14 protein-coding genes are annotated in these 17375 nt (G+C 50.1%); 12 read left to right on the top strand and 2 right to left on the bottom strand.

Annotated features, from left to right (window positions below):
- Window positions 1-89: 89 nt before the first annotated feature.
- Window positions 90-1388 carry a hemolysin family protein gene (locus tag QQK89_RS25460; RefSeq protein WP_284241532.1) on the top strand — a complete coding sequence of 433 codons (1299 nt, stop codon included), beginning with the start codon at window positions 90-92 and terminating at the stop codon, window positions 1386-1388.
- Window positions 1389-1537: 149 nt separating this feature from the next.
- The gene (locus QQK89_RS25455) at window positions 1538-2326 is read left to right on the top strand and encodes an undecaprenyl-diphosphate phosphatase (protein ID WP_284241531.1); all 789 of its coding nucleotides are present in this window, start codon (window positions 1538-1540) and stop codon (window positions 2324-2326) included.
- A gap of 65 nt (window positions 2327-2391) precedes the next feature.
- Here the strand turns inward: QQK89_RS25455 and QQK89_RS25450 are convergent, their stop codons facing one another.
- On the bottom strand, window positions 2392-3804 hold the full coding sequence (locus tag QQK89_RS25450; protein WP_284241530.1) for a hypothetical protein: 1413 nt from the start codon (window positions 3802-3804) through the stop codon (window positions 2392-2394).
- A 228-nt stretch (window positions 3805-4032) separates the two neighbouring features.
- Here QQK89_RS25450 and QQK89_RS25445 point away from each other — a divergent pair, with 228 nt between their 5' ends.
- Window positions 4033-4311: a hypothetical protein gene (locus QQK89_RS25445; RefSeq protein WP_284241528.1), complete on the top strand. Its 279-nt coding sequence runs from the start codon at window positions 4033-4035 to the stop codon at window positions 4309-4311.
- Window positions 4312-4380: 69 nt separating this feature from the next.
- Here the strand turns inward: QQK89_RS25445 and QQK89_RS25440 are convergent, their stop codons facing one another.
- Entirely contained in the window at window positions 4381-5010 is a 630-nt protein-coding gene (locus QQK89_RS25440) for a DedA family protein (RefSeq protein WP_284241527.1), read from the bottom strand.
- Window positions 5011-5204: 194 nt separating this feature from the next.
- On the opposite strand from QQK89_RS25440, the gene QQK89_RS25435 reads away from it, so the two are divergent.
- The 9 genes from QQK89_RS25435 to QQK89_RS25395 all read left to right on the top strand — a co-directional run bounded on the left by QQK89_RS25435 (window position 5205) and on the right by QQK89_RS25395 (window position 17364).
- Window positions 5205-6185, top strand: a complete 981-nt coding sequence (locus QQK89_RS25435) for a serine hydrolase domain-containing protein (protein WP_284241526.1) — start codon at window positions 5205-5207, stop codon at window positions 6183-6185.
- Window positions 6186-6267: 82 nt separating this feature from the next.
- Window positions 6268-8229, top strand: coding sequence for a stalk domain-containing protein (locus tag QQK89_RS25430; protein WP_284241525.1), 1962 nt, complete (start codon window positions 6268-6270; stop codon window positions 8227-8229).
- 298 nt (window positions 8230-8527) lie between these two features.
- Window positions 8528-10114: a PucR family transcriptional regulator gene (locus QQK89_RS25425; protein ID WP_284241523.1), complete on the top strand. Its 1587-nt coding sequence runs from the start codon at window positions 8528-8530 to the stop codon at window positions 10112-10114.
- 39 nt (window positions 10115-10153) lie between these two features.
- On the top strand, window positions 10154-11479 hold the full coding sequence (locus QQK89_RS25420; RefSeq protein WP_284241522.1) for a 5'-deoxyadenosine deaminase: 1326 nt from the start codon (window positions 10154-10156) through the stop codon (window positions 11477-11479).
- A 63-nt stretch (window positions 11480-11542) separates the two neighbouring features.
- Window positions 11543-12625, top strand: a complete 1083-nt coding sequence (locus QQK89_RS25415; protein WP_284241521.1) for an XdhC family protein — start codon at window positions 11543-11545, stop codon at window positions 12623-12625.
- Window positions 12546-13148 carry a nucleotidyltransferase family protein gene (locus QQK89_RS25410; RefSeq protein ID WP_284241519.1) on the top strand — a complete coding sequence of 201 codons (603 nt, stop codon included), beginning with the start codon at window positions 12546-12548 and terminating at the stop codon, window positions 13146-13148. The genes QQK89_RS25415 and QQK89_RS25410 overlap by 80 nt, the downstream gene beginning before the upstream one ends.
- Before the next feature lie 184 nt (window positions 13149-13332).
- Complete coding sequence (locus QQK89_RS25405; RefSeq protein WP_284241518.1) at window positions 13333-14493, top strand: BMP family ABC transporter substrate-binding protein; 1161 nt, start codon at window positions 13333-13335, stop codon at window positions 14491-14493.
- A 205-nt stretch (window positions 14494-14698) separates the two neighbouring features.
- The gene (locus QQK89_RS25400; RefSeq protein WP_284241517.1) at window positions 14699-16246 is read left to right on the top strand and encodes an ABC transporter ATP-binding protein; all 1548 of its coding nucleotides are present in this window, start codon (window positions 14699-14701) and stop codon (window positions 16244-16246) included.
- Entirely contained in the window at window positions 16243-17364 is a 1122-nt protein-coding gene (locus QQK89_RS25395; protein ID WP_284241516.1) for an ABC transporter permease, read from the top strand. Before QQK89_RS25400 ends, QQK89_RS25395 begins: the two co-directional genes overlap by 4 nt.
- Window positions 17365-17375: the final 11 nt, after the last annotated feature.

The raw sequence follows: 17375 nt of genomic DNA, 5'->3' as shown, positions 1-17375 counted from the left end.
TCCAGGTACGGTTTATTTTTGCAGGATTCATGCTCGGCGAAGCGGGGTAAAATACATGTAATTACGAACAGTGCCGAGGAGAGTCGCCTATGGTTGTTAAACTGATCTTGTTTGCGGTGCTGCTTTTTTGTTCTGCTTTCTTCGTAGCAACAGAATTCGCAGTCGTCCGTCTCCGCCCCAGCCGCGTGAATCAATTGGTGGCAGAAGGTGTCCGTAACGGGGCAGCCGTACAAAACGTCATTACGCATTTGGACAGTTACTTGTCAGCTTGCCAGCTTGGCATCACAATAACTGCGCTTGGACTTGGTTGGCTTGGAGAACCCACCGTGCACGATATTCTGGATCCGTTATTTCATAAGCTGGAAATTGGCGGAAACCTGGTCAATGTCTTATCGTTTATTTTGTCCTTCGCAGTCGTGACCTATCTTCATGTCGTGCTTGGCGAGCTTGCGCCAAAGACGGTTGCCATTATTAAGCCCGAGCAAATCAGCTTGGCGGTTGCTCCCATCATCATTATTTTTTATAAAGTGATGTTTCCGTTCATCTGGCTGCTGAATGGGTCTGCCAATAGTATCGTAAAATTGTTGGGATTCAAGCCCACGGGCGAACATGAAGCGCATTCGGAAGAAGAGATCAAAAGCATCATGTCGGAAAGTTTCGAAAGCGGGAAAATCAATCAAAGCGAGCTCAGCTACGTGAACCGGATTTTCGAATTCGACGAACGGTTGGCAAGAGAAATCATGGTTCCGCGCACGGATATGGTATGTCTGTACATGGAGAATTCCAAAGCCGACAATATTTCGATTATCCGGAAGGAGCAGTATACGCGGTTCCCGGTTGCAAAAGGCAGCAAAGACAACATTGTGGGCATTATCAATACGAAACAGTACTTTCTGCATTATTTCGGCAACAATGACACGGATGTCGCCACCATGCTTCAGCCTGTCATGTCCGTGCCCGAGGTCATGCCCATCAAGAAGCTTCTTCGTAAAATGCAGCAGGAGCGGGTTCATATCGCCGTATTGCTTGACGAATACGGAGGCACTTCGGGTCTTATTACCATCGAAGATATATTGGAGGAGATCGTTGGCGAAATTCGGGATGAATTTGATGCCGATGAAGTGAAGGAGATTGATGCCATCGAGCCGAATCGTTTCATTGTAGACGGCAAAGCATTGATCAGCGAAGTGAACGAAGCGATTGGCTGCCAACTGGAAAGTCATGACGTGGACTCGATTGGAGGCTGGTTATTTAATCAGTATCCCGACCTTAAGGTCGGGGAGTCTCAGGAATTCGAGCAGCTTACGTTCATCATTCGGGAGAAAGAGCGGCATCGGATCCGCAAGATTGAAATAATCGTCCGTGTCTTTAACCCCGTTAACGATTAAGGACTATTGTGCCGTATTCCGCTAACCGGGATGCGGCTTTTCGCCTAAAACGAACGTTGCTTTCGCTTGTCTTTTGCATGTGCTATGATATTAAGGTTGGTTACCGCAGAAAACAAAAAGAAAACATTTTAGGAGATGGAGGACTACATTTGGGAGATTTATTTAATGCCATTATTATGGGCATCATTGAAGGTCTTACGGAATTTTTGCCTGTCTCTTCTACAGGCCATTTGATTCTGACAGCAGATTTGTTAAACTTCCAGGATGACCGCGCAAAAGTCTTTGAGGTTGTTATCCAATTTGGCGCCGTACTAGCTGTCCTCGTGTTGTACTGGAGAAAGTTTCTCGGCTTGCTGAAATTCGATTTCAAAAAAGGATCGGGCGTTAACGCCATTCATTTCATGCTTGCCATGATTCCTGCCGGCGTTGCTGGCGTGTTGCTGCACGGCTTTATCAAAGATTATTTATTTAGCTCCGGAACGGTGCTTATTGGTCTCGTAGCAGGCGGTATTCTGATGATCGTAGCAGACCGGATGAAAAAGAAAATTACTGCGGAAGAGCTAGATGACATTACATACAAGCAAGCTTTTGCAATTGGTATGTTCCAGGTTCTCGCTTTGTGGCCAGGCTTCTCGCGTTCCGGATCGACGATCTCCGGCGGTATGTTCTTCGGCGCAAGCCAAAAAGCAGCTGCGGAATTTACATTCATGGTGTCGGTACCGATTATGGCGGGCGCCAGCGGCATCGACTTGATCAAAAGCCGTGAATTCCTCACGGCATCGGATGCTCCGCTGTTCATTATCGGCTTTGTTGCGGCGTTTATCGTTGCGATGATTGCGATTGTCACGTTCTTGAACCTGATCAAGCGCCTCAGCTTGTCGTGGTTCGCGTATTACCGGTTTGCGCTGGCTATCGTGTTTGCGTTTATTATTTTGTAACCAAGCAAAAAAGGATGACCCGTTTGGCTTAACGCCGGGGGTCATCCTTTTTTTTCATTGCGCGATTACACAAGGAACATAGCTACAATGGTTGTAACGCAAAGCCCGATAATAACCGGCTTCAAGTTGCGGCGCGCCAATTCGAACGGGCTTACGCCGCAGATTGCGGCAGCAGGGATAAGCGCCCATGGAACCAAGGTGCCTCCGCCAACCCAGATTGCCGCGACTTGGCCTAATGCCGTCAACGTTGCGACTCCCGAGCCGATTGCTCCGCCAAAGAGCTGAGCGATCGAACCCGCAAGCGAGATGCCGGAGAAGCCTGAACCGTCGAGTCCGGTTACCGCGCCAACAAGCGTAAGCGTAACAGACCCGACTTCTCCGTTCACCGGAACGCTGTTAGCTAGCGCAACGCCAAGATCGTTGACGATGCCTTGCGAACCTGCGGGAAGCGTATCGCCGAATATAGCCGTAAAGCCGGAGTCTCCAAGGTAGAAGAACGCCGCGATCGGGATGACGGGACCAAATACTTTAAATCCGAACAAGAACCCTTCGATCAAATAACTTGTTGTTTTTTCAAGACCTTTGTTCTTATGGGCCATCATGGTGATGAGAAGCAGGATAAAGATAGCCGTACCGCCAACAAGCGCGGTTGCATCGCCGCCTTGCAAGTCAAGCGCGAACATCGTTACGACGTCGGCGGCGAACAATAAGGGAATAAAGATGGCTAGCGCTATTTTGGTGCCGTACGACAGGACGTTTTTGTATTCAAGATCTTCGCCGCCGGTCAGTTCCTTGTCGCCTTCCACCTTGGATATGATGCCGTCATTCCATTTGCCGCTCTTCATGTCCTTGCGCATGAACCAGAAGGCCGATACGGTCGTTACAACGCCCATAACGATAACAAGCGGGATACTTGCCTGCATGACATCGCTGACCGGCAAACCAGCCGCATCGGCGGTCAACTTAGGAGCACCTTGGATAATATAATCGCCCGATAAGGCGATGCCGTGACCAAACAAGTTCATGGCCATGGCCGCGCCTAATGCCGGGAGACCGACCCTTAGCGCAACAGGCAGAAGCACGGCGCCGATTAGGGCTACCGCAGGCGACGGCCAGAAGAACCAGGAGGTAATCATCATGATAATGCCGATTCCCCAGAAAGCTAAGGCCGGCGTTGCAAGAAAGCGGGCAAATGGGGAAATCATAACTTCATTTATACCGGTCCGGATTAACACCCGGCTCATTGCGACAATTATGGATATAATGAGGATAGTGCCCATTAATTCTGTAATGGCATAAATAAAGCTGTTGAACACACCGCTGACGGAATCGCTAAGCGATTCGGTTGCCAGGAGGCCAAGCACGAAAATACCGACGATGCATATAAGCGACGTATCGCGTCTCATCACCATAAAGCCTATAATGGCGACGATAAAGACGAGATAAACCCAATGCAGCGCCACTAAATCAATGGCCATAGGAATATCACCCTCTCGTGGGATAAACGGTAGCGGGTTCCGCTTCCGTAATGTACAGTATGCAACGCACCGAATGGGCGTTCATCACGGCCGAGAGGAGTTTGTGACTAAGAAACGCGAAGCTTTATTGACGATTGACGAATGCAATAAACCGTATACAATAATAGACAGGCTGTTTTTTCACGAAAATTCGGAAATACGTTCATGCCGGAAGGAAGATTAGAACAGATGGAAAATGTAAAACTATTGGCTGCTTCAATGACTTATACGAGAGAAGAAGGCTATGTCGGCCGCATACAATTCGAGATGGAAGGCCAGCCGAATCAATATGAGATGACGATACATAGCCGGAAAAGAACGGAATGGGGATACGGTTTGTTTTTCCTCAACGAATCCGGTGACGAAGATCAGCTGTTAGCCGTGGAAGACATGCTGGAAGAGGATGACGAGCTGTTCGATTACCTCGTTAATGCGGCGGAAGAGCAACTGGATCCTAAGTTTAAATGAGCAAAAACCTCCGGCTTCCCTATGAAGGAAACCGGAGGTTTTTTCAATTTGCGGTGCGATCGGTCAATTTTATAAAGTGCGTTCGGCCTTTTCGTTTTTCTTGGCGTTGCTGCGGTTGCGAATGAACAGCCACACGCCAACTCCGGCCGCTATTGCAAGCAGGACATAAACGACAATCATGCCGTTATCGGCGATCGCATTGCCAATCGATTGCACGCGGTCGCCTACGAAAGTGCCGATAATAAAATAAACCAGAGTCCAGACAAAAGCGCTTGGATAAGCAAACAGGGCAAAACGTCTGTACGTCATTTTGTTCGTTCCGCCTACGAAAGGCATCACATGCCGCAGAACGGGGAGAACAAGGCCGATGCTAAGCGCAAAACCGCCGTATTTTTCGCTCATGTGCTGCGCTTGTTGAACGAATTTGTCCATGTTTTTTTTCTTCATGAACCAATCGAATACTTTGCTGCCCGCAAACCGGCCGATGGAATAATTAAACGTCATAGCCGAGCAGATTCCGAGGAATACCATTAAGTAAGCGGGTACCGGACTAAGCAGCCCGGAAGCTGCGAATGCACCGCCGGTCATGACGACTACTTCGTTAGGAACAGGCAAACCGATTAAACCAAGGCATAATACGAGAAAAAGCGAGACATATCCGAATTGCTCGATAACGGATACCAGGAAATCATATCCCATTGTAAATTCATCCCTTATTTAATTTGCTTGAATCAAGTGAAAATCATTGAAAGTCACTCCTATTAGGCTAACATAAATGGCGGAATTTCGATAGGTCACCCTATAGTGAAATCATGAGTACACCTATATAGGGTGACCCGCTTGAAGCGTTTCTAATACGGCAGATGCATCCTCATAAGAAAGGTTGATCCTGCATGACGACAACAGAGAAATTGGAGGATTCCTATCTGCGTATTGCCAAGCCATCCGAAGCGGATCTAGACGAGTCGAAGCTGATGCAGATGGCGGAATGGCTGGAGCCTTGGAAGATGAATTCCGTCCTTATTTTGCGGAATGAGACAATCGCTTGGGAATGGCATGCGAATGGAGAAGATGCGGTACTGCCGCTTCTCTCCTGTACCAAAAGTTTGTTGTCCGCTCTGATTGGCATTGCCATAGAAGAAGGGCATATTCAAGGCGTTGACCAGCCTGTGGCTGATTTTTTCGATCAAGTCCCGGATTCGCCCGTTCGAATCAAACATTTGCTTACGATGACTTCAGGCTGGGATTGGCCGGATTTCGACAAACCTTACAAAGCCATGAAAAAAGCGGAGGACCCGATCGGGTTTGTGACGGAGAGACCTCTCATAAGCGAGCCGGGAACGGCGTATTTGTATAATTCCGGGGGGTCTCATCTCTTATCCGCCATTCTGACAGCCGCTACAGGGCAAAGCGCGCTCGAATACGCGACAAGCCGCCTGTTCCTCCCGATGGGCTTCCGGCAAGCCAAATGGACGTCCCACAAAGGCATCAATGAAGGCGGGACCGGGCTGCAATTGTATGGCCGCGATTTGGCCAAGCTGGGACTTCTGTATTTGCGGGGAGGGGACTGGTTTGGCAAGCAGCTGATCCCATCCGCCTGGGTGGACGAGTCGACGCGTAGGCATCACCGGGGACTTCTTCACTACGAACCGCCCATCTATGGAGCGTACGGTTATCATTGGTGGCAGTCGCCTGCCGAGCATAATGGCGCGTTTGATTGTTATTTTGCCTTTGGGCACGGCGGGCAATATCTGCTTGTAGCACCGGATGAACGGCTCGTTGTTGTGGTTCGAAAAGCACTGGCGGGACGCAACGAAGCGGTCAAATCTCGTAATCTGATATTTGAACATATTGCGGGAGCCGCAAAAAAGTAGTCTTACGGGTGCAACCTTTTGCTCTAGGATGCGTTTAATCTATGTCTGTTCAAACCATTCCGATAGAGAAAAGGAGAATCCAATGTTTAAGAAAGTCAGCTTAGTCCTACTTGCTGCCTTGATGCTGTTTGCAATCCCTGTAGCGGCACAAGGGGCAACCGGCGGTCAGAATCAATTGATCCTTCTTCAAAAAACGAAACAAATGTACCATAACGGCAAGCTTTATTTGGCTGCACAGCCGCTCACGGAACTGAAAGGCACGACTTATATTTCCGCAACTGCCATTGCCGGCAGACTTGGAGCGAAGGTCCAATACGATGCGAACAAGAAGGAGTACGTTCTCACCAGCGCGGCAAATGAACTTCGTTACGCGGTAAACAAGTCTTCCTATACGGTTAACGGTACACGTTCCACGTTTACGGGCGCGCCATTCGTACAGCAAGGAAGCCTTATGATTCCGCTTCGTTCGGTATTGAAGCCATTCGGGATCGCCTTGACTACGATTCCTGCCCAGAAGAAGATCGTACTGAGCTGGACGACTAAGCCTGTAGCCAAATTCAACATTACAGCAGGGGTTGTATTTGCCGGTCAAACGGAAGTAACTTATGGCGACATGTCGTATTCGCCTAGCGGCGTTGCGATTGTGAACGAACGTTGGGAAGGCAAGCAGTCTGTTTTTGAGGAAGCGGGTACCTACACGGTAACCAAATGGGTTCAAGATGCTAACGGCGTCTGGAGTGATCCTTATTCGGTAACGATTAACGTCGTGCCGCCGAATCTTCCGCCAGAAGCTCGTTTTGCAACGGACAAGTCCTACTACAAGATGGGCGAACTTATTCAATATAATGATATAAGCACGGATGACGAGAACAAGATCACAAAACGCGAGTGGGTCAATAACGCAAAAGCTTTCTTCGAACCAGGAGAACAGACAATTACGTTGAAAGTAACGGATGCTCACGGTCTCACAAGCGAATTCTCCCAGACGGTATCGATTACGGACGAAACATTGTATACGAAGGAAGAGTTCGATCAGCTATTCACCGAGCAAGGCGAGAAATTCACGATTAACGGTGCAGGCGTACTGAAGCTCCCAACACAACCTTATACGGTTGTTTCCAACGGTCAACAAACGTTTATCCGCAGCAACAGCCCCGAGATGATTAATGACGAAGGTATCTATTATCAGGATACGGCTAGCGGAAACGTACGCTTCCTAATCCATAATCAGAATAACCGTCTTAATCCGGTGAAAGTCTATATTGTAGCAACAAACGAGAATGCTACGGCGGCAACCGTTACGGATGAGCGGATTGGTCTAGGCGGTCCTGCGCCGTATGTATCCCAAGCAGGCAAAGCGGCAACGGCCAATTATCTGATGTCCAGAACCGTTAATCCGGTTGGTACAGTTACGAACATTCCTGCAGGGCAAAGCCGGGTTATTCTTAGCCCGCTTAGCAGCAAAGAAGTGGTGAACGGCCGGATCATCACGCTTTATGCGGACGTGACGACTTCCGCACCGATCAAATTCAGCGTTGTTGTCGTAGATGCGAACAAAGACGTACTGCAGGCATTGCCGCAGCTTCCGATTCTTCCTCGCGACGGCAAACACGTACGCGGTACATTCGAGCAGGCGAACCGCAGCATCAACGTATTGCAGACGATTGGCGACGTGCCATCCCGCATGATTCTGGCTGACAAAGTGGTAGACACTCGCTTGTCCGGCTTTGATGTATTGACGGGCGACGCGATGTCCAATGACGGTAATAACGGAGCATTGTATGTCATGAATTTATGGCATGTACAGCCTCATACGCTTATTGCCTTGAATCCGCGCGGCGGGCATTATGCCGGCGCATTCCTCATCAACAACAAGCTCGTTTACGCGACGAATACTACGATTCTGAACAATGCCAACGAAGCAAGCGTTCTATATCGGACGGGAGATACGGAAGAGGCGGTATCCATCGTGTTTACGCCGGCTTCCGGCAGTAACCTGCCGATTAACCTGCTGTTCCTGCCATTGCCAGAAGCGAAGCAATAATAGCAATTATAAGTGAAGGAGTTGTCCCGAAAGGGGCGGCTCTTTTTTTGTGTGTGGTCAAAGTTCTGCGGGGAAGGGCCTTTCCGAGACCTCTGCTTCTAAGTCATATGTTACGCTGTTATGTCATATATTTGGTTGTTATATCCAAATTGTGAAGAATTGTGGACAGGTTTATCATAGTTTAAGAGTTTATGCCGTTAAATATATTCACATTTCTATTGATTAAAGGCAATCTCTGATTTAAGATGTTATATAAAATGACGTCAGAAGATGTTTACATTGGATGCGGAGGTGCGCTATGCATTTGACGGTAGAACAGGCGCTGAATGTTTTCCCTTTATCGGAAGGGAAATTAGTTGCCGGGACAGCAGGGCGCAATCGGATCGTGAAATCCGTCAACGTGATGGATGCCCCGGATATTACCGATTGGATCAAGGAAGGGGAAATGCTGTTTACGACGGCCTACCTGATCAAAGATCATCCGCAGGATGCAACGGAGCTGCTAGCCAAGCTGAACCAGCGGGGCTCGTCGGGGCTAGGGATTAAGCTCGGCCGATTCTGGGACGCGATTCCCGATCAACTAATCGCCTGCGCGGATGAACTCGGATTTCCATTAATAGAGCTACCCTATCAATTCACCTTCTCGGATCAGATGAGCGGTTTGTTTAAGGAAGAACTCCGCCGCAATACCGGCGTATTGCAAGATATATTCGACAAGCAAGTCCGACTGATGAGAATGGCGCTTAAGACCGACCATATTAATGAACTGTTTGATGCGGTGGCCGATATCATCGGGTTCCCTATGGCAATCGTAGGTTCCAGAGGGCAGATCATGTACAACAGTTCCCAAGTGACGGATTCGGAATTAACGGGCAGCTGGCCTTGGCCGCAGCAGCAGAAGTGGATGAAGAGCAAGCAATGGCAGGCGTTTCGGATTCCTCTAATGAAGCAAGCGCGGTGCACGGGATTTGTTCTTTTTTTCAATCCGCAGCTATTCTTGTCCACGATTGAAGAAAGTTTGTATTTGCAGGCTGCCGAGCTATTATCCTATCAGATGAATTTTAATTACGAGGATTATTTCGAGTTGTCGGTCCAAAAAGATTTCGGGGTTCTAATTAAACGGTATCTCCGCAACGGATTGCCCATTGATAAATTGGTAGAATATGCAGACCGCTGGGAGCTTGAAATTTTTCATGGCCAGTATACCTGCGTGCTTAGCGATTGCCCGCAAGTGTCTTCCGGACAACGAATGGATAAACTGGAGAAGCTGAAATCGGATTTTTTAAGCCATACGAAACTGCAGGAACGCAAGGGTATGCATATTGTAATGGAAGAAGGTTTATTATCTGTCTTCCCGGAGTTAGAAGGGCAAGCCGACGGGAGTCTGGGATCCGCTTTGCAAGCTTGTTTCGCATCGATCCAGCAGGGGAGCGGATGGAGCCCGCGCGCGATGGTCAGCAGCCGGAAGAAGAGAGCCGATCAGCTCTATGAAGCTTTTGATGAATGCAGGCAGACTCAAAGGCTGTCCAGCGAATGGGGAGTTGGGCAAGCTATTATTTCGTTTGATACGATGGATTTAGCCATCGTGTTCGAGCATGTGTCGAGAGATCGGATGGAAGCTTTCTGCAACCGCTGGCTTGGCGGACTCGTCAGCAAGGATCCGGATTATGCGAATGAGATGTTGCGCACGCTAGAGACTTACCTTGAACAAGACGGCCAGTTGAATGAAACGGCTAAGAAGCTGTATATCCATCGCAACACCGCGACCTACCGGATCGAGAAGTTGAGTGAACTATTAGGCGTTGATTTCAAGAAAATGAACGATTTGCTCAGGCTAAAGATTGCTTTCTTATTCCGCAAGCTGCTTATTAATGAACAATCTTAACGAGAATCAAATGGTCTACACAACAAAGGAGCGGGATACATGGGATCAACGTTAATCCGTAATGCCGTCATTATGACGATGAACGCGGCAGATGATATTTTCACAGGGGATGTTCTGGTAGAAGGGAATAAGATTACCCAAATTGGTCCGAATATTCAGGAAAATACAGCAGAACGCATCATTGATGCGGACGGAAAAGTACTTCTTCCCGGCTTCATCCAAACGCATATTCACTTGTGCCAAACCTTGTTCCGCGGACGTGCTGACGATCTTGAACTGATTGATTGGCTGAGACAACGGATATGGCCGCTAGAGGCAGCCCATAATGAAGAATCCGTCTATTATTCGGCGCTGCTTGGCATAGGGGAATTGATTCGAAGCGGGACGACAACCATTCTCGATATGGAGACGGTTAACCATACCGAATCCGCCTTCCAGGCTATTCTGGAGAGCGGTATACGGGCGGTATCCGGCAAGGTCATGATGGATCACGGAACCGAGGTGCCTCTAGCGCTTCAAGAAAAGACGGAGCAGTCGCTGAAGGAGAGCGTGGAGCTGCTTGAGAAGTGGCATGGCGCTGCTGGCGGGCGAATTGAATACGCGTTTTGTCCGCGGTTTGTAGTTTCTTGCACGGAAGATTTGCTCGTTGGCGTAAGAGACTTGTCGGCACAATACGGCGTGAAGGTACATACCCATGCGTCGGAGAACAAGGAAGAGATTTCGATCGTAGAATCGGAGCGCGGCATGCGCAACGTGGTTTATCTCGATCATATCGGTCTCGCGAAGCCAAATCTCATTCTGGCGCATAGCATATGGCTGGATGATGAGGAAAAACGGATTATTTGGGAAAGAGGCGTTAAGGTGACGCATTGCCCGGGTTCTAATCTTAAGCTGGCATCCGGTATTGCCGAGGTGCCGGCATTATTGGAAGAAGGTATCCATGTTGGGATTGGAGCGGATGGCGCGCCTTGCAACAATAACCTGGATATGTTCCAGGAAATGCGGCTAACGGCTTTCATTCAAAAGGTGCAGCATGGTCCAACCGTAATGGACGCCAAGAAAGTATTGCGTATGGCGACAATGGGCGGGGCGCATGTTCTTGGATTGGAGAACCAAATCGGAAGTATTGAGGTTGGCAAGCTGGCCGATTTGCAGTTGCTTGATTTGGAAGATTTCCATGTCTATCCTTCATTTGATGCGGACTGGTATTCGAGAGTAGTGTACGCAGCTACGCGCGGTGATGTAGATACCGTTATGATCGACGGTCAAATCGTGATGGAGAGACGCATTATGAAGACGGTCGATAAGCCGCTAGTTTTGCGGGAGGCAGACCGGACCCTAAAGGAATTGCTGGCAAGACTGTAAATTCGCAAGGTCTGCTAGTTTGTGACCGACATCCTGGATCGGCTTGGAAGGAGGGATTGCCAGATGGATATGATCAGTATCTTGCGGGCGATCAGGCAGCTTGAACAACCGGCAGTTCTCGCAACCGTCATTGAGGTAGAAGGGCACGCGTATCGCAAGGCAGGCGCGGCTATGCTGCTCTTGTCTAATGGGGAGTCCATCGGGACGGTAAGTCCGGGTTGCATAGAATCGGATCTGTTCGAGCGTATTTCATCCGTATGCGAGACGGGGCGTTATGTCGTTGTTGAATACAATATGGATCCTGACGAGGATCCGATATGGGGTGAAGCCGTAGGTTGCGGCGGAGTGATCAAGGTGTTGCTGGAGCCGGTATCAGGCGCATTCCGAGAACTGTTGCTCGAGGCGCTTCATGTGCTGGATACCGGTAGGGATGTTCGGATCGTTCGCAGCCTTCAGGGAGAAGAGCTTCATTATGAGATCGTCGCACAAGAAGGCGAGAAGTCTTCCGAGTTGGCCACCGATTGGGAATTCGACCTACTGTTATCCAACCGTCAACGAGTTATTTTGTTTGGAGCCGGTCCGGATGCCGTTCCCATCTACCAGCTGCTTGCGCAAAGCAGCTTCCATGTGATCGTAGCGGATTGGCGGCCAAACCTCCTGGGTTCCTTCCCTGGTGCCGAATGTTATATCGGAACGCCTGAGCGGCTGCGCAATCAATTGCAATTAAACCATGATGATGCCGTACTCGTGTGCAGTCATCAACTCTATTACGACCGGGAAATGATTCAATGGGCATTGACCGCCGGACCCCGGTACATTGGAGTAATGGGATCGTCCAAACGAATCGATCTATTATTTGACGGTCAAGTCCCGCCTCCTGCTGTCAAAGCTCCGGTTGGTTTGTCCATCGGAGCGGAAGGTCCTTACGAGATAGCGGTTAGCATCGCCGCGGAACTGATCGGATTACGCAAGCAATGGCGGAGTTTGGTTCGAGAAGATCATGATCCAAAGGGGGAGCAACATGAACGTGTCCGGCATTTATTTGGCGGCGGGGCAGAGCAGCCGCATGGGCAAACCGAAGTTGCCGCTCGAGCTTTCACCGGGCGTAGCGCTCGGCAGTATGGCTCTTCGTGTTCTATTGGCTAGCGGGCTCGGGCGGATATTTGCGGTCGTCCGCCCGGACGATCCGCTTCACTGGCTGCAGGAGATTAGGAATGATCCCCGATACGCTACTCAACTTCATATCGTCGTCTGCGAAGAAGCGAGTCTTGGAATGTCTTATTCCATTCGTGCGGGAGTAGACGCCGCGCTGTCCAGCCTCCCTGAATCCGATGCGGTTGTCATTGGGCTTGGTGACCAACCTTTTGTCACGGCTGCCATGGTGCGGCGTCTTCTTGCCGTTATGGAGGACAATCCAATGCTGGATTATGCCGCATCCTCCGTAGAAGGGATTGTAATGCCTCCTGCCGTCATTCGGCAATCGATGTTTCCGTCGCTTCGAGGTTTGAGAGGGGACATGGGAGCGCGGAAATTATTTAGCTCGGCGGAATATGCCGGCGAGATTATCGCTTATGGTGGCGAAGAAGCGGATCTCTTGCTTGATGTGGATGACGAACAAAGCCTTCGGGTTGCGGAACGGCGCTATCGTCGAAATCGGGATCGAAGATAAAATGTTATGTTTTATTACATGAGTAATGAGTTGAACGTGCATCATGCACAATGACATTTCGTAATTTTAGACCTCTCCACCAATCTCATGTCAGATATATTGACGTTGGTATATTGCGGAAGTATATTGAGACTACATCAGCCATACCGGTCATGATGATGATAGAGAGTCGGGGAGGAACTATATGAAACATCTTGCAAAAGCACGTTCAGTGGGGTTGGCTTTACTTGTACTTATGGTCGTTATATTGTCCGCTTGTTCCAGCAACAACAATAACAAGCCAAGCGAAACGGCCAACAGCGGCGGCAATGCTTCGTCATCTACGGAGCCGGCAGCAACAGATAGCGGCAAGAAGATGCCGCGCGTCGCATTTGTCTACATCGGTCCTCCAGGGGACGGCGGTTGGACGTTCGAACATGACAACGGCAGAAAGTACATGGAAGAAAAGCTTGGCATCAAAGCTGACACGGTTGAGAACGTACCGGAGAGCGCGGACGCAGAACGCGTTATCACCGAATTGGCTCAGAACCATGACGTTATTTTCACGACAAGCTTTGGTTACATGGATTACACGCTGAATGTTGCGAAGAAGTTCCCGAATGTGAAGTTCTTGCACACAGCGGGATACAAAACAGCGGATAACATGGGTACTTACTTCGGCAAGAACTATGAAGCTAGTTACCTGACGGGTATTGCCGCAGGCAAAATGACGAAATCCAATGTTATCGGCTATGTTGGCGCATTCCCGATTCCCGAAGTCATCTATAACATCAATGCGTTTGCCCTTGGTATCCAAAGCGTGAATCCGGATGCGAAAGTAGACGTGGTATGGAGCAACACCTGGTACGATCCAACAGCGGAACGTCAAGCGGCGATCAGCTTGCTGGACAAAGGAGCAGACGTGCTGCTCGCTTATCAAGATTCCCCCGCAACCTTGCAAGCGGCTGCCGAACGTGGAGCGCTCGCAGGCGGCAACGACTCGGATATGACCCGTTATGCGCCGGAAGCTTACTTAACGAACCCGACTTGGAACTGGGGTCCGTATTATACGCAAGTGGTACAGTCCGTCATTGACGGTACTTGGAAAAGCGAGCAATTCTCCGGCGATATGAAGGATGGCATGGTTGGTCTTGCTCCGCTTGGATCTAGCATCCCGGACGACGTGAAGAAGCTGGTTGAAGATGCGAAAGCCAAAATTCTAAGCGGCGAGCTGGATGTGTTCAGCGGACCAATTACGGATGCATCCGGCGCTTCGAAGCTGGAAGCCGGCAAAGCGCTCAGTCTTGAGCAAGTTTTGGAGATGAACTGGTTCGTAAAAGGCGTGGAAGGAACGATTCCTCAGTAACCTCAACCAGCCAAATGGCCGATCAACAAATCCCTTACCCAAGGGATTTGTTGATTTATAGGCCTGATCAATCTTCACAAATGGACTGGAATGACGTCCATTTGTGTGAACATTCTTTAAGCACATGCTTACGAAGCAAGAATCTTCACAAATGGACGGAAATGATGTCCATTTGTGTGAACATTCTTTTTAGGAGGAACCGCGAATGCTAGAAACCTACTCCGTGGAAATGCAGCGCATCGTCAAGCAATTCGGATCCGTCGTTGCCAATGACCAGGTTGATTTCAAGGCAAAAGCAGGAGAAGTGCATGCATTGCTTGGAGAGAATGGAGCCGGAAAAAGCACGATGATGTGCATGTTGTCCGGTGTCTATCGTCCAACAAGCGGCGAGATTTATATTCATGGCGAGAAAGCGAAGATCCGTTCGCCGAAGGATGCGATGAAGCTTGGAATCGGAATGGTATTTCAAAATTTCCGGCTCGTTCAAACGTTAACGGCAGCGGAAAATATTATTTTAGGCGAGAAATCATCGTTCTGGCGCGGACCGGGCTGGATGAAGAACAAGCAGGAAGAGATTGACGCGATTGCTACCAAATTCGGTCTCTCCGTTCCCGTTGACCGGCCCATCTGGCAATTGTCCGTCGGCGAGCAGCAGCGGGTTGAGATTGTGAAGACGTTGTACCGCGGCGCTGACCTGATCATTCTGGACGAACCAACTTCCGTGCTTACGCCGGGAGAAGCGGAGCAGCTCTTCGTGACGCTGGATCAGCTGAAGGCGGAGGGGAAATCGGTTATTATAACCACTCACAAACTGAAAGAGGTTATGGCCGTCTCCGACAGCATCTCCATCATGCGCAAAGGCAAGCTTACCCATAGCATGGCCGCATGCGATACGAATGAACGCGAGCTTGCAAGGCTAATGGTCGGCAAAGAGTTGACGGTTCAGAAGCCGCTGGCTAGCCGTCCAAAAGGCAAACCGCTTGTTATCGTGGATCAGCTTGACGTCTTTGCCGACCATGGCCGCAAAGCTCTGGATCAAATGGAGTTTAAGGTGCATGAAGGCGAGATCGTCGGGGTGGCCGGAGTAGCGGGCAACGGGCAGAAGGAGCTCGCGGAAGTACTGACGGGACTTCGTCCTTACCGGAAGGGAAGCATTACGTTTAACGGCAACCCTCTTAAAAACGCATCGGTACGCGGAGCCATCGAAGCAGGCATTGCCCATGTACCCGAGAACCGGATGAAAAGCGGCCTAGCCGGAAGCCTCGGCATCGTGGATAATCTGTTGTTCAAATCTTATCGCACGGGCGAACGTTCCCGCTTCGGCTTCCTTCGTTCAAGGGCGAACCGCAGCTGGTCGCAATCGCTAGTTGAGCAATTTGATGTTAAGACACCGGGTTTGGATACGCCCGTCAGACAACTCTCCGGGGGCAATCAGCAGAAGCTGCTGTTTGCTAGGGAAGTCGAGCAAGATCCGCTCTTCATGGTGGCGGTTCATCCGACGCAAGGGCTGGATGTCGGCGCGACGGAGGGCGTTCACCGATTATTGACGGAAATGCGCGGACAAGGCAAAAGCATCTTGCTCATTTCGGAAGACCTGGATGAGGTTATGCAGCTGTCCGACCGCATATTAGTAATCTATAACGGCCGCATGGTCGGAGAATTGGCGAGAGGGGAAGCGACCCGCGAACAAATCGGATTGTATATGGCCGGCGTGCGGGATGCGGAAGACTCTGAGGAGGAGAAGGTCGTATGAGCAAGCAGCCTGTACCAAGCACTCTAGCAATCGAACAACCGGATACGGCATCCCGCCGCAGCAAGCTGCTGTCCTTCAGAATTGAACTGGATCCTTCCAGGAAAGAAAGCCCGTGGTGGATGACAATCGTCTCCGTCCTGCTTGCTTTGATCTTCTGCGGCATCTTCATCGCAGCCAACGGCATGAACCCGATTACGGTTTATTCCAAAATGATTACGGGGGCATTTGGCACGACGTTTGGCATAACCGAAACGCTTGTCAAATCCATTCCGCTGCTCTTGTGCGGGATAGGCGTGGCGATCGCTTACCGGATCTCGGTCTGGAACATCGGGGCCGAAGGGCAATTCCTCGCCGGTGCGATGGCCGCAACGGCGGTCACCGTTTATTGGCCGAATTTGCCCGTCTACTTGGCAATTCCGGCTATGGTTGCAGCAGGAATCATAGGCGGCGGCATTTGGGGACTGTTAACGGCTATTCCGCGGACGTACTTCCAAGTGAATGAACTGATTACTTCCCTGATGCTTAACTACGTGGCGCTTCTAGCGCTCAACTATTTCGTATTTGGTCCTTGGAAAGATCCAAAAGGCTTTAATTTCCCGGGTACGCCAGTGTTCACAGAGGCGCAATCGCTACCGCTATTCGGAGATACGAGGCTGCATCTAGGCTTGGTATTTGCCATCGTCTGCGTTTTGCTCTACGCCTTCCTGATGAAATATACCCGCTGGGGATATGAGCTGCGCTTGATTGGCGCCAATCCGGAAGCGGCGAAAAACGCCGGGATCAAGATCAGCCGCCATATTTTGCTCGTTATGCTGATCAGCGGCGGGATGGCTGGCCTAGCCGGAATGGCGGAAGTATCGGGCGTCACTCACCGGCTCATGTACGGCATCTCGCCAGGTTATGGTTATACCGCCATTATCGTGGCTTGGCTGGCAAAGCTGAATCCGGTTGGCTTGGTTATTTCCTCGTTCCTGTTCGGCGGACTTATTGTCGGCGGTTTCAGCGTTCAGACGATTGGCCTTCCATCTTCGATCTCTTCGATGATACAAGGTGCGATCCTGTTCTTCTTGATCGCAGGCAATATGGCCAGCAAATTCCGTATCCGGAGACAAGGATAGAAGGGGTGGTG

Source organism: Paenibacillus glycanilyticus, assembly GCF_030161375.1.
Taxonomy (GTDB): domain Bacteria; phylum Bacillota; class Bacilli; order Paenibacillales; family Paenibacillaceae; genus Pristimantibacillus; species Pristimantibacillus glycanilyticus_B.
The sequence above is the reverse complement of the archived record's forward strand: the minus strand, read 5'-3'. Positions and strand labels throughout refer to the sequence as shown.